The organism is Algoriphagus sp. 10J20-15 (assembly GCF_055809615.1).
The window spans coordinates 65,372-78,944 of the sequence record NZ_JBVVUG010000035.1 but is presented as its reverse complement, the minus strand read 5'-3'; the positions used below and the strand labels follow the sequence as shown (position 1 = coordinate 78,944).

Genomic DNA, 13,573 nt, shown 5'->3' with positions numbered 1-13,573 from the left:
CCATGGAAGGAAAAGGAGGAAAAAACGCATTGGAGAAAATGAAATCACCAGATAAAAAAATAACCATGATCATTCTATTTGCCAATCAGAAAGGAGGCGTCGGTAAAAGTACTTTGGCGGTACTCTTTTCCAACTTTTCAGTCCAAAAGAAGAATAGGAAGGTGAAAGTCATCGATATGGATTTTCAGCAGTCACTGTATAACAAGCACCTTAATTCCGAACTATTGGAAAATGAGAAGCTATATGAGGTAGAACTTTCTAAGATTTCTGGATTCCGGAACATCCGCAAGGAAGCAACCCAAGTGCCAAATCTACTTACTGTAATTGACCTTGCAGGAACTATGGCAGACGACAATCTGGTTCAGGTTTTTAAAGATTCAGGGTTGATCATATGTCCCTTTTGTTACGATGAATACAGCGTGACAAGCACTTTTGAATTTTGCTATGTGGTCAAAAAGATAAACCCGGAGAGCAAAATTATTTTGATCCCAAACCGAGTGAAAACTTCCGTGAAATACGAAACCCTGGACAGTGTCAATCAGGCACTCAGCAAGTTTGGGGAATTGACCTCACCGGTTTCTGATAGGATTGATTTTCAAAGAATAACGACTTCCTACTCTCCAAAAACATTGGATCCAATTCTCGACCCAATTTTCAACAAAATATTCAATGACTACATAAGACGAATCCTCATGGGAAGTGGAAAGTATATAAACAAACTAGTACAAGGAGTTCGTGGCGAAATCCCTGCTCCTGGCGAAGAAAAAAAGCCAGAGTCCACCTACAGCGAGAATTTCGGTAGTGAAGAGAGGAATTCAGAAGTGGATGAGCTATTAGAGCGGATTCGGGACTATAAAGTAAACGGAGAAAACCGCAGACTTATCCGGATGGATTCTAAAATAGAGGATGTCTTCAAACACGTGAATTACCTGTTTGGGATCAAGGTCACCTCTCTCGTGAACTATGTATGCTGGGATTTTCTAGAAAACAATCCTGAACTGGTCAACGAAATCAAAAAATCACTAAACCAACTAAAGCTATGAATTGGACAGATTTCTTTCTATACCTAGCCCTTTTCTATGTAGTGTACTATGCGGTCAACGTCGTCATTGATGTGTTAAGGACACCGCATCGTGCCAAATCTCAGGAAAGGCCTTCTTATGCATTCCAGTCAGATCTATCAGAATTTGACGAAAAGCCAATGGTCGTTGAGGAGGAAGATTTAGTAAACAAATCAACTCCAAAACCTGAAAAACCCGCTTCAACTAACACAGAGGGACAAGAGGAGAAAATGGAATTCAAGGAGACAAATCCAGTCAAGTCAACGGGCGGAGTGACCAATTTAGATTCTCTTTTTGCTCTGGCCAAAGAGAACACAATCGAAATGAAAAAGAAAGTAGTGTTCTCATGAAGGCAAGACATTTTCTTCTGTGCTCCCTGTTAATTCTCTCCTTGACTAGCATGGAATTGTTGGCTCAGACTCCTCCAGGAGTGGAAGAGTTTCAAGAAGTAGAATCAGATATGGAATCTTTCTACGTCGCATTGTCAAGACTATCTCTTGTTTCCGGTGCCATCTCAGGATTGCTTGGAGGCCTGCGGGTTTACAACAATTGGCAGATGGGACGTCATCATATTGATGTCCAGGTGATCAGCTGGTTTGGAGCATGCTTGTTTCTCGCAACTATCGGCTTTTTTCTGAGCGGACTTTATGGAGTTCCACTTACCTAAAACTATACCGCCAATTCAAAATAGTCCATGAAATATTTTCTTACTAAAACCATAAAAATCATGTTCAACAGAACCACAAAAAAGATCTCAAATGCCTTAGCAATGACCATTGTTTCAATTTCTGCACATGCCCAAGGAGTACAGGGAATTACAGCTGCTGAATCCTCTCTATTGACTTATGTGGATCCCGTCGCAAGCCTTTGCTTGGTGATCGGTGCAGTGGTCGGGATTATAGGAGGTTTCCGTGTATACAGTAAGTGGAATCAAGGCGATCAAGATATCAACAAAGAGTTGATGGGATGGCTGGGTTCCTGCATTTTCCTAGTGCTGGTGAGTGTTGTCATCAAGGCATTTTTCGGTGTCTAATGGCTAAGCAATTTCCAATATATAAGGGGCTTCAAAAACCCCTTATATATCGTGGATTTCAAGGAAAATTTATTGGGTGGGGAATTTCCTCATTGATCATCGGAGTCGTGCTGGGTGGAGTTATCGGAAGTTTGACCAGCATGATCGCAGGTGGTGTTATCACAATTTCAGCAATCGTAAGTGGTCTATTGGTTACTTCTCAGCAACAAAAAAAGGGACTGCATAGCAAAACAAGGCATGTAGGAGTGTTCCAAATCGCAACATCCTTAAAACCTAAAAAATGATATTGAAGAATAAAAGGAATGAATTTAAGTTGCCCTATGCGGGCATTGAAACTGAATTCAAAGGATTCCATCTACTTTTTAATCTAAATGGGGATTTCGGATTGATTCTGAAACTTGAAAACCCTGTAGTTCAATATTCTGCCGATCCTTCTAGGTACGACTTTTTTCACCAGCTATATACGAATGTCATCAAAATATTAGGAGAAGGTCATTTGATCCAAAAGCAGGATGTTTTTTCCACTGAAAGCTATCATGATGATAATTCAAAGGAGTATCTGCAGCGGAAATATGATGAACATTTTCAGGGTAGAAAATATGTTTCCCACAATACCTATTTGGTCATCACCAAGCGGTCAAAAGGAAGGTATAGTGAAAAATCAGTGAATGATTTTATTCAATGCATCGGAAAGGTAACAGACCTTTTTGAGCAATCGGGAATTAAACCTAATGCTTTGAATAAGACCGAGATTGACCGGTATGTGAAAAGGATTCTCAGTATGAATTTTTACCAAGATAGAATTGTACTGGACAATTTGGTTCCGGTGGAAAAACAAGTGGAGAGTGGCGATAGGGCATTCCGATCTATTTCAATGGTTGACACAGATAAGGTAGAGCTCCCCGAAACGATAGCGTCCCATTCTGAAAGAAGTGATAAGGATAGCCTTAAAGGATTCCCAATTGATAACATGGGTTTTCTATTTGATGTCCCAAACTTCCAGACCATTGTTTATAATCAAGTCATTGAGATTGTAGAGCAAAGACCAACCCAACACAAACTTGAGGTCAAGCGAAAGAGGCATTCGGGAATCCCAGATCCTGCCAATGATATGTGTGTCCAGGACATTAATAGGCTATTGGAGGATGTGACAAGGAACAATCAGCTTTTAGTTAATTGTCATTTCAATGTCTTAGTTTCGGCTCAGAAGGAGCATATTCAGGGCGCTTGCAACTATGTAGAGTCATCCTTATTTCAGCAGGGGATTATTGCCAATAAAAATTCTTACAACCAATTGGAGTTGTTCAGGACTGTACTTCCATGTAATACAGCTGAATTGAAAGTGTATGACTATTTTTTGACCACCGCAGATGCTGCGCTGTGCTTTTTCTTTAAAGAATCCCTGAATCAAGATGAAAAAAGCGGTTTTCAAATTCGATTCACCGATAGGCAGGGAATCCCCTTGAAAATTGATCCGTCAGATTTGCCTATGCAGACTAACCGGATCAACAATAGAAACAAGTTTGTACTAGGTCCTTCTGGGTCGGGCAAATCATTCTTCATGAATGCCCTGGTGGAGCAGTATTGCATGTGGAACAAGCAGCCTGATCCTAAATGGTTAATGGATGTGGTGATCGTGGATACGGGACATTCCTATTCAGGATTGTGTCAATATTACAATGGCAAATACATTACCTATACTGAAGAAAAGCCAATTACCACCAATCCTTTTGCCATCTCCGAAGAGGAGTACAACATCGAGAAAAAGGACTATCTCCTGACGCTTGTTTCACTTCTATGGAAGACAGCTGAAGGCAGCGTTTCACAGGTGGAAGCTGATGTGATATCGTATACCATTTCAGCCTATTATTCCTCGTTTTTCTCTGATGAGGGCAAGATTGATCGACTTTGCTTCAATAGCTTTTATGAATTCGCCCTAGAGACAATCCCGGAAATCATGGAACGTGAGCGAATCACGTTTGAACTGGATGAATTCCGATTTGTGCTCAAAAAGTTCTATCAAGGTGGAGAGTTTGAAAATCTGCTAAACGAAGAGGTTGACCAATCCTTATTCACCGAATCATTTGTGGTTTTTGAAATTGACAGTATCAAGGAGCATAAGGTTCTTTTTCCAATTGTGACGCTCATCATCATGGATGTATTTATCCAGAAAATGAGATTTCGAACTAAGTACCGAAAAGCCCTGATCATTGAGGAGGCATGGAAAGCCATCGCTTCTCCTTTGATGGCTGGGTATATTCTATATCTGTATAAAACGGTGCGGAAGTTTTGGGGGGAGGCGATTGTAGTCACCCAGGAACTTGGTGATATCATCGGGAATGAAGTGGTGAAGGACAGTATCATCAACAATTCGGATACGATTTGTCTCCTGGACCAAACCAAGTTCAAAGACAACTATTCGCAGATTGCTTCTTTGCTTTCCATCAGTGAGAAGGAGCGAAGGAAGATTTTTACCATTAACCAGCTGGACAGACAGGAAGGGCGCGGCAGATTCAAGGAAGTTTACATCAGAAGAGGGGCTACAGGCGAAGTATATGGGGTAGAGGTGTCACTCTTCCAATACCTAACCTACACCACGGAAAAGCCAGAAAAATCAGCAGTAGAAATTTATGCCAATGCATTTGGAGGCTATAAAATGGGGTTGGACGCATTTGTAGAGGATTTTACTACTACTAATCTGAGTCTTCATAGATTTTTCGAGAAAGTCAACAAAGAAGGATGTCCGCTCACTGATACATTTCTTTCACCGAATTACCGCATAGCATGATGAGGCATCTTCAACTACTCATATTGCTGCTTTTCTCAAGATCAACCTTTAGTCAGACTGTTTATGTGGACCCGGCTGTTTCAGCTGCCACTGCCGCCCATGCTTTAGTAATTGAATCACAACTTGAGGCGACTAATGAAAGGTTGACTTTGATTGAAAGGGGCCAGCTGGCAATCACTGGAAACCTGACTATTGTCAATACGATGCAGGATAAAATCTACAAAGGTCTTTCTGAAGTCAGTTCCATTTTGACCAATCTTTCCAATGTCAAGGAAATTGCACGAATGGCAACCGCTATTTCAGGAGATTTAAATGATGTGATGGAGCTGGCGGGTGAGAATCCTGCCTTGCTTCTGTTTGCCGAGCGAAACGCTACCATGTTTCAACAAAGGGCAACTTCGCTTGCCTTGGAGGTCAGTTCTTTTGTCCTAAAAGGTGGAGAAAATAACCTCATGGATGCCGGAGAAAGATCCAAGTTGATCAACCAAATCTTGAACGAATTGGTAATCCTGAGGTCCTACACTTACGGCATGTACCGGTCAATGTACTTTGCCCAGATGAAGGGAGTTTTCAAGGCCCTGAATCCTTTCCAGGGATACATCAATTTGGATATCCAACTCGCCCAGGATATCGCCAGAAAAGCCAAAACCCTACAGCCATGAAAACTTTGATTCTAAGCTTAATAATTCTGTTTGCAAATTTCGGGACAAGTCTTGCGCAAACGAATGTAGCCCTACTTCATCAGTTGGTAGAGGAATCCAAGTCCGAGTACAATTTGCAAAAGGAGGCAAAAGCAAATCAGGGGAAAAATGCAGTCAATGAGGAGGTCAATAACAACCTGGTTAAAACGGTCAAAGAAAAATACAGGACGGTTCAGGAACGCTTTGCCAAACTCTCCATCGTCATCGATGCAATCGGAATAGGTACAACGGCTGGGCCCTTGGTCAATTCCATCATTGACAACCAACAGCAGATCCTCTATTACTGCAGGCAAGATCCTGCTCTATTCCTTTTTGCCGTCAAGACGGAAAAGCTCTTTGTCCAAAGATCCTATTCATTGATGAACTACCTCCTCGGTCTTTCGGCCAGTATAGGAGTAGTCAATCAAATGAAAGTCTCAGATCGAAGGATTCTTTTTCAGCATATTATTGAGGAGCTGAGAGAGATCAATGGAATTTCTTACAACGCTTCCCAATCTCTAAAGCATCATTTGCAGGGAAAACTAGGGGTCAATCCTTATTTGGGATATGTGGCAACAGAAATGGGACTGGTTGACGAAATCATTCAGAACGCCAAAACACTTTCCAGATGAAAAAGCTCATTTTCTTTTTGCTGTTTATCAATGTCGCCCAGGCATATTCTCAATCAGTGACAGTGGTATTTGACAGAAACCATTTTGCGATTGTCAATGCCAATGCTGCTATGAGGAATGTCAGCGAAATAGGGTATCACCAAACACTGGATGTCATCAAGCAAAATACGGATGATATCGTTGTCAATTCATCCAGTTTAGCAATGGTTCAGACAATGATAGTCAAGTCCCTGACTCAGGTCAATGAGGGATTTAAGGATGCAATTCAGGTAAAGATGATTGCTGAAACTGTACTGGATATCAAATCAATTTCAGCTGAGGCATTCGCGCTTGTCTCTGATAATCCCCTCCTATTTCTTTTTGTAGAAGAATATACTTCCCAAGCAAAAACCAGAAGCCTCAATCTTGCTACCGAGGTGTCAAGCTTGATTCTAAAAGAAGGTGATAATCTTCTGATCAATTACAATGTCCGGGACGAACTTTTAGATACTGTTCAGAAGGAATTGCAGGTAATCCGTGCTCTGTTGCTCTCTGCAAAAAACAGCATCTATTGGGCGAAAGCCAATGGAGTAATCCGATCACTTAACCCCTATCAATCCTACGTCAATAAGGATTTAGGGCTGATGAATGAAATTATCATCAAGCAGAAAACTCTTATACGATGAGAACCTTACTTACAATTTCAATCATTTTTTGCATTTTTCTCAAGAGTCATGGACAAACTCTAATTAAGGATAAGGCCATTATTGCTCAACAGGAAAGAATGGTTTTCAAGCAATGGGATGAAGACAAGTTTTATCCAAAGCCCATCAAAGTTTTAGGGATCCCTATTAACTACCTGTGGTACTCAACATGGGCATTGCATCCCAATTATCCTGACCTACGACAGAAGACCTTTATCACCCACAGGAGAGCAGACCCAGAGGCTTGGGTTGGCTGCTGCGATGCAGATCTCTTCCGACTACTATAAACAGCATTCGGATACCGTTAAGAATTTGGCTAATGCAGAAATGGCTCGGATTTCAGGTGCTCTTTCGGCCTCGGATCCTCTGTATCAACTCTATTATAAGAAGGAACTCAAGCCTTTGGAAGATCCAGTTTCCTCGGCTTTTCAGGGAATTGCCCCAGAGGTGGTGGAGTACATCACTGACCATGGAGCCTATCAATGGTATTTGGACAACATGGCTTCTCTTTCAGAGAAGTACGGTTTTTCAAAGACCCTAGATATGGAGCGAGGTCAGCGAATCCTGATGTATCACAGGATTATGCTTGAAATGAGGGATATCCTTGAAAAATGGCAATATAAGCTGGATATGTCAGCCAATATGCTAGCCTTCCGGAAGCTCCATGAGCGAAAAGAAAATGGTGAAATCACTATTTCTAATTCGCAAGATGAAGTGGACATAGCCAAAAAAATCGCCAACCAAACCCAAGTCCTGAAAATGAAGAAGCTTTTCACCGGAATTTTAATGTTCCTGGGCTTTTCGATCACGGGATTTGCCCAGTCTGTCAACCATGACGAGTACAAGGAGACTATCAGCTACTTGCAGGGAAACAGTATTTACGATAGAGGTGTGATGACCTTTTTCGAAGAAATGAGAGATTATGGATTTGCTCATTCCGACCCTTTTATCAGGGATGCGCAGACCTTGGCCTGTATTTTCATGCTGATTTTTTTCAGTCTAAAGTGCTACGAAATGATGGCAGGGGACAAGAGGTTGGAAATCATGCCGCTTTGAAGACCCTTCGCCTTGGTGATCCTGCTCATGTGGTGGCCAATTTTCTGTCAGATCATTGCTTTTCCCACTGATTTAATTGCGGCCAAGACAGAAGTTCTATTCAGTACGCAGAACGACACTAATAATTCTCTTCGTCTTGACCGTGCCGCTTATATGGTGGAGATGGGTGATAAGCTGGTAGAATACCAAGCAGTAACTGAAATGGCTTCGGATCAGGCTGAGGATTCAGATGAGGATTTGGGAACTGTGATCGTGGACGGTGTAAAAGGGTTCTTTTCAGACCAAATCCTTTCACCGATTATGCAAATGCAAATGCGGATCAGAATGCAAACCAGTCTTCAACTGCTGGTAACTTATCCAGATTATTGAACTGATTGCAATGTGGATTCTGAGGATTTGCGTCTATATCATTTTCATGATCCAGATCATTTATTCTACTGTGCTGGTCATTCTTGGTCCTTTTGCGGTGGTGGTCAGTATTCTACCGGCTTTTCGAGATGCTTTTACTCCCTGGATAGCCCGTTTCGTCTCGGTCAATCTTTATGTAGGTGTCGCTTTTTTGATCCTATATATCACTGGAAGGCTCCAGCAATATTCTTTGGAAGTTGAAATCGATAAGTATGAGTATTTGCTTTCCACAGGAGGCGGAGTGGATAGGCTTGAAAAGATGGCTTGGTTTGCAGGGAATGGCTTGCTGAGCTTCGGGCTTGTAATCGTCGCCTTTTTTGTCAGTGCTATTGCAATTCTGACAGTTCCCTCCATATCTACTTGGATTATATCTACTTCGGGTATTTCATCAGCTGCAACCACCGCAGGAAGAATGGGCTCATCCGCTACAAAAACCATTTCCAGAGCTAAAGTAATCTAAGCATGATCATCAAAAACATAGAATCAAAAATCAGGTTGGCAACCATACTTTCTATTGGAAGTTTTTTGACCTCCATCATCATTTGCGGGTTTGTATCAGCCTATGCCTATCAACAGGTAGCTAACGCGAGACAGTCCATCTATCTCCTGGATAACGACATTCCCATTTTGGCGAAGCAGACCAATATGCAAATGAACCGGCCAGCAGAGTACAAAGCAGCAGTGGACTTGTTCCACAGCCTCTTTTTTAACCTGACTCCCGATGATAAACACATCGAATATCAGATGGAAAAGGCCATGTACTTTGTGGATGAAACCGGAGTTGGCCAGTATAACAACCTGAAAGAGAAAGGCTATTTCAATTCCATCCTTTCTTCAAGTTCAGTTTTGTCTATCCAGACAGATTCGATTGTCATTGACCAAAATAGGTTCCGCTATTACGGCAAGCAGAAGATCGACCGAAGAAGCGCAACGATCACCAGATCTATTGTCACTGAGGGTGATTTGATCGATATACCCAGAAGCGAAAACAACAGCCATGGGGTATTGATCACGAACTGGAAAACCATAGAAAATAAAGACCTCTCCAATGTTTCGAAAAATACCTTCTAAAGTAAGAAACACGACCGTGTTCCAAGAATTCAAAAATGAATTCTCGCCACAGGTAAAAGTATTCGATGGGCTGGCCAGGGCCTTTCTGGACCGGCATGCGAAAGTAATTTTTAGCGTAATGATCCTTCTTATTGTGGCTTCTTTCATTCTGACCTTTTTTGTCCTTAAGCCCGCCTCGGGCGATCAGTCCCAAGGCAATAAAAAAGAACTGAATGCCATTCCCAGTGATTTGGGCGGTGAACTTTCAGCCCTGCAAGAACTCTCTTCTCGAGCAATTCAGATGAACGAATTGAAGACTCAGATTGAACGGATCATATCCCAGGAATCCATTTCAAAGGAAGATTCCATTTACCTAGAAAAAGCGATTGAACAATTGCAATACTTTAACAATCAACCGAAAGAAGATGAACATTGACTTTAAACAGCCAAAATACATTCTGCCGATTATCATGCTTCCCTTTTTGTGTTTGCTGTTTTACGGCTATAAATCATTCAGCAAGGACAGCCCAAACCAACCCATTCAGGGAACAAGCGGTATTCAGGCTCAGATAGGGAAAGTTTCAGAAAAGATCCAAAACAAACCGATTGACACAAAACTGGATGCGTCGCGGGAAACTTATAAAAGGAAGAATGACGGCTACACTGCAATCAAAGGATTGGAACTCGATATCGAGGAATCCAGTCAGGTCAAGAGCCTATACAACGAAGAGGAAAAGAGGCTATTGGATTCCATTGACAATGCCCTAAAAAACTCAAGCTTTTATTCAAACCCATCTAAATCCAGCGACCCGGTTCCACCAGTTTCCCAAGGAAGTTCCAGGGCAGAAAAGCTTTTCTGAAGAAGATGAAGAACTCTTGCAGGCTATCAACCAATTGGAGGGAGCAAAAACAACTAGCCCAGCAAATAAATACGAAGACCCAATGGATCTTTTCAGGGCTCAGATGGCCGTGATAGATTCCATTTCAAAAGCGAGTGACCCGGCCTTTCAGGAAAAACAGCAAAAAGAGAAAGAGTCAGAAATACCAAAGCAGGAAACTGAAAGGGATGTTTACCGAGTCCAAAAGACCAATGGTTCGGCAACAATGTTCAATACCATCACCCGTGAGAAAAAGGGGAGGTTTATTGAGGCGATCATTGACCAGGATATCAAGAACGGAACTCTTGGGGCAAGATTGAGAATCCGACTTTTGGATGATATACTGATCGGTAACGCCCTCGTGAGCAAAGGAACTTATCTCTATGCACTTATTTCTGGGTATCAAGCCCAACGGGTGAAGCTTACCATTTCATCGGTGATGGTTGGCGACCAGATTTATCCCATTGAGCTTTCGATTTATGATGTGGACGGGATGGAAGGGCTCTATGTTCCGGCCAGTGCCTTCAGGGAATTTTCCAAAGAACTCGGTAGCAATACCACTGGAGGAATGAGCATCAACATGCAGCAAAACTCGGATGATTTAAGCCAGCTGTATATGTCAGCCCTTCAGAAAATGTTTACCTCAACTTCTCAGGCAGTTTCCAAGACGATCAAAAAGAACAAGGCCAATATCAAATATGGAACCTCAGTCTATCTGATCGATCCCAACGATTTGCAGGAAAACGAAAAAACGATCCAAAACCAAAACTGATCCACCATGAAACTAAAACTTATATTTCTACTCTTTTGGGCTATTTCTATTTCGGTCAATGCTCAGCAAACTGGAACCTTGTTGAAAACACAGCTTCCCAGAGTTTACATTGACGAGGAAATATCCCTCCATTTCCTTTCTCCGGAACCGATCCAGTATGTAGATATTTCCACAAACGATATGATCGGGGATATTCCCTTGGAAAATGTGTTTCGAGTGAAGGCAGTCCGGGACAGTGTTTCTGATTTGAACGGATATAATAAATCCCTTGGAGTGGTGACCATAATAGGCCAGAAGTTTATTGCCCAATATGATCTTTGGTATTCACATGACGAACGCCAACTGAAAACTCAGATTGAAATCCTTCCTATCAATACGAATCCATTGGAGGTAGGGGAGATTCCCATGAGTGATCAGGAACTTCGATTTTTTGCAACGGAAGCTTTTAAGGACAAAAAGAAGAATAAAATCACTCAAATCAGTCAGTATGGAGTCACAGGCCAAGTCAACAACATCTATACGGTGGATGATTATATCTTTTTGGACATCTCCTTCAAAAACAAAACAAATCTAAAGTTTGACCTGGACCAGCTCAGGTTTAAGATTGAGGATAAGAGAATTCTCAAAGCAACCAATGTCCAGTCCATTGAGATTGAACCAGAATACCAACTGTTTTCGACAGAGAGCTTTGATAAGAAATATCGAAATATCTATGTCTTCAAAAAGGTGACTTTCCCCAATTCCAAGGTGTTTACTATCGAATTGACGGAATCCCAAATCAGTGGGAGATCACTCAAGATGCAGGTGAAATATTCTGATGTTCTGAATGCAGATACACTTTAAAAAGGATGGGTATGAATGAGAAAAGAGAGTTAAAAAGCCTTCATGGTACATTCCAATTCATCGTTTATCTGATGGTGTTCATGGACATTCTAATGTTTGTCTATGCTCCGCAACTGATGGAATTGGAAGTGGTAGGAAGATTTCTTTTCCCGCTTTTTGAAAAACTCCTTAATCTGAAAATCTATCAAAATGTATTGATTGGGAAAAGCGCCATCCTAATCGCGATTTGCCTTGCTGCCATCGGTACAAAATCCAAAAAGAACCTGGATCTAAATCCAAAAAGCCAAATCATTATTCCCTTGGCGTTTGGGCTGATCCTTTTTTTTGGATCGGTCTATATCTACACCTTGGAAAACTCTTTTTTGGTAATCGACTATACCTCCATTGAAAATGTCGGTTACATCTTGAGTACATTCATTGGGGCTGTCCTAATTCATACATCGTTGGACAATGTGTCCAAAATGATCAAATCCGGACTGGGCAAGGATGAATGGAATATCGAGGGAGAATCCTTTATGCAGGATAAAAAGAAGATCGAAAATTCCTATTCGGTCAATATCCCCATGAAATTCTATTACAAGGGAAAAGTCCGTAACGGTTGGATCAATTTAGTCAATCCATTTCGTGGAACCTTTGTGATCGGAACACCTGGTTCCGGAAAGTCTTTTGGGGTGATCAATCCCTTTATCCGACAGATGATCGGAAAAGGATTTACGATGTGTCTGTATGATTTTAAGTTTCCTGATTTGGCGCAGATAGCTTATTTCCATTATCTGAAGGCACAGGACAAAAAGAAAAATCCCGATTTCAAATTCCATGTGATCAATCTGGATGAGGTTGAATACTCCAGACGGATCAATCCAATCAATAGACGTTATCTGAAAACAGTTGCCAATGCATCCGAAACTGCAGAGGCAATTTTCCAGTCCCTTCAAAAATCAGATTCCTCGGGAGGAGCTGACAAATTCTTTGAACAATCGGCGATCAACTTTCTTTCCGCCTGTATATTCTTTGTGTCTAGGTATGAGGAAGGAAAGTACTCGACGTTTGCCCATGTGCTGGATTTCCTCAATAGAGACTATGAGGATATTTTCGACTGCCTAACCAAGTACCCAGAGCTCAGGTCAATGATTTCTCCTTTTCGAAGTGCCTACGAAAAGAAGGTTTTCAAGCAACTGGAAGGTCAGGTCGGAACCCTGAAAATTTTCCTATCCAGACTTAACACCAAGGAAACAGCCTGGGTATTCAGTGGAGATGATTTTGACCTCAAAATCTCAGACCCCAACTCACCATCTGTTTTGGTCCTGGCCAATAGTACCGAAACACAAAGTATTACCGGGACATGCTATTCGGTTGTAATTAATAGACTCACTCGTTTGATCAACACCAAAGGGAATTTGCCAACTGCCCTGATTGCGGATGAGGCACCGACCTTTTACATCCATAAAATCGAAAATCTGATTTCAACTGCCAGAAGTAATAAAGTAGCTGTTTTGCTGGGGCTCCAAGAATTGCCTCAGTTAAACCAGTTACAGGGGAAAGAAACGGCTTCTACCATGACTTCGGTGATCGGAAATGTCCTTTGTGGTTCGGTCCGACACAAGGATACTTTGTTCCTGGTTGGAAATGATGTTTGGCAAGCGAAAGCAATTAGGGCAGAGCGTTTCCATTGATCGAGAAAGAACTTCG

General features: G+C 41.8%; 18 protein-coding genes. All 18 read left to right on the top strand.

All coding sequences use genetic code 11. The features are described from left to right. The first annotated feature begins 2 nt into the window (after positions 1 to 2). The 18 genes from AC0L6R_RS14180 to AC0L6R_RS14095 all read left to right on the top strand — a co-directional run bounded on the left by AC0L6R_RS14180 (position 3) and on the right by AC0L6R_RS14095 (position 13,557). Positions 3 to 1,043, top strand: coding sequence for a ParA family protein (locus tag AC0L6R_RS14180; protein ID WP_473271812.1), 1,041 nt, complete (start codon positions 3 to 5; stop codon positions 1,041 to 1,043). Then, positions 1,040 to 1,411 (top strand): hypothetical protein, encoded by a 372-nt coding sequence (locus tag AC0L6R_RS14175; RefSeq protein WP_473271811.1) that lies wholly within the window; start codon positions 1,040 to 1,042, stop codon positions 1,409 to 1,411. The genes AC0L6R_RS14180 and AC0L6R_RS14175 overlap by 4 nt, the downstream gene beginning before the upstream one ends. Beyond that, positions 1,408 to 1,728, top strand: coding sequence for a DUF4134 family protein (locus AC0L6R_RS14170; protein ID WP_473271810.1), 321 nt, complete (start codon positions 1,408 to 1,410; stop codon positions 1,726 to 1,728). The genes AC0L6R_RS14175 and AC0L6R_RS14170 overlap by 4 nt, the downstream gene beginning before the upstream one ends. Positions 1,729 to 1,788: 60 nt before the next feature. Continuing rightward, complete coding sequence (locus tag AC0L6R_RS14165) at positions 1,789 to 2,094, top strand: DUF4134 domain-containing protein (RefSeq protein ID WP_473271809.1); 306 nt, start codon at positions 1,789 to 1,791, stop codon at positions 2,092 to 2,094. 280 nt (positions 2,095 to 2,374) lie between these two features. After that, entirely contained in the window at positions 2,375 to 4,882 is a 2,508-nt protein-coding gene (locus tag AC0L6R_RS14160; RefSeq protein ID WP_473271808.1) for a TraG family conjugative transposon ATPase, read from the top strand. Between the two features lie 23 nt (positions 4,883 to 4,905). Then, positions 4,906 to 5,544: a hypothetical protein gene (locus AC0L6R_RS14155; protein ID WP_473271807.1), complete on the top strand. Its 639-nt coding sequence runs from the start codon at positions 4,906 to 4,908 to the stop codon at positions 5,542 to 5,544. Then, entirely contained in the window at positions 5,541 to 6,194 is a 654-nt protein-coding gene (locus AC0L6R_RS14150; RefSeq protein ID WP_473271806.1) for a hypothetical protein, read from the top strand. Before AC0L6R_RS14155 ends, AC0L6R_RS14150 begins: the two co-directional genes overlap by 4 nt. Then, the gene (locus AC0L6R_RS14145; protein ID WP_473271805.1) at positions 6,191 to 6,859 is read left to right on the top strand and encodes a hypothetical protein; all 669 of its coding nucleotides are present in this window, start codon (positions 6,191 to 6,193) and stop codon (positions 6,857 to 6,859) included. The genes AC0L6R_RS14150 and AC0L6R_RS14145 overlap by 4 nt, the downstream gene beginning before the upstream one ends. Then, on the top strand, positions 6,856 to 7,164 hold the full coding sequence (locus AC0L6R_RS14140) for a hypothetical protein (RefSeq protein ID WP_473271804.1): 309 nt from the start codon (positions 6,856 to 6,858) through the stop codon (positions 7,162 to 7,164). The genes AC0L6R_RS14145 and AC0L6R_RS14140 overlap by 4 nt, the downstream gene beginning before the upstream one ends. A 25-nt stretch (positions 7,165 to 7,189) precedes the next feature. Continuing rightward, positions 7,190 to 7,933, top strand: coding sequence for a hypothetical protein (locus AC0L6R_RS14135; protein ID WP_473271803.1), 744 nt, complete (start codon positions 7,190 to 7,192; stop codon positions 7,931 to 7,933). A gap of 15 nt (positions 7,934 to 7,948) precedes the next feature. After that, on the top strand, positions 7,949 to 8,302 hold the full coding sequence (locus AC0L6R_RS14130; protein WP_473271802.1) for a hypothetical protein: 354 nt from the start codon (positions 7,949 to 7,951) through the stop codon (positions 8,300 to 8,302). A gap of 46 nt (positions 8,303 to 8,348) precedes the next feature. Beyond that, the gene (locus tag AC0L6R_RS14125; RefSeq protein WP_473271801.1) at positions 8,349 to 8,801 is read left to right on the top strand and encodes a TraJ family protein; all 453 of its coding nucleotides are present in this window, start codon (positions 8,349 to 8,351) and stop codon (positions 8,799 to 8,801) included. Positions 8,802 to 8,803: 2 nt separating this feature from the next. Further along, a complete protein-coding gene (gene traK / locus AC0L6R_RS14120) occupies positions 8,804 to 9,412 on the top strand; it encodes a conjugative transposon protein TraK (protein ID WP_473271800.1) in 609 nt (202 codons plus the stop codon). 16 nt (positions 9,413 to 9,428) lie between these two features. Continuing rightward, positions 9,429 to 9,827, top strand: a complete 399-nt coding sequence (locus tag AC0L6R_RS14115) for a hypothetical protein (RefSeq protein ID WP_473271799.1) — start codon at positions 9,429 to 9,431, stop codon at positions 9,825 to 9,827. Further along, positions 9,817 to 10,251 carry a hypothetical protein gene (locus AC0L6R_RS14110; RefSeq protein WP_473271798.1) on the top strand — a complete coding sequence of 145 codons (435 nt, stop codon included), beginning with the start codon at positions 9,817 to 9,819 and terminating at the stop codon, positions 10,249 to 10,251. Before AC0L6R_RS14115 ends, AC0L6R_RS14110 begins: the two co-directional genes overlap by 11 nt. Positions 10,252 to 10,267: 16 nt before the next feature. Further along, positions 10,268 to 11,041 (top strand): conjugative transposon protein TraM, encoded by a 774-nt coding sequence (locus AC0L6R_RS14105; protein WP_473271797.1) that lies wholly within the window; start codon positions 10,268 to 10,270, stop codon positions 11,039 to 11,041. 6 nt (positions 11,042 to 11,047) lie between these two features. After that, positions 11,048 to 11,884 (top strand): conjugative transposon protein TraN, encoded by an 837-nt coding sequence (gene traN, locus AC0L6R_RS14100; protein ID WP_473271796.1) that lies wholly within the window; start codon positions 11,048 to 11,050, stop codon positions 11,882 to 11,884. A gap of 11 nt (positions 11,885 to 11,895) precedes the next feature. Further along, the gene (locus tag AC0L6R_RS14095) at positions 11,896 to 13,557 is read left to right on the top strand and encodes a type IV secretory system conjugative DNA transfer family protein (RefSeq protein ID WP_473271795.1); all 1,662 of its coding nucleotides are present in this window, start codon (positions 11,896 to 11,898) and stop codon (positions 13,555 to 13,557) included. Positions 13,558 to 13,573: the final 16 nt, after the last annotated feature.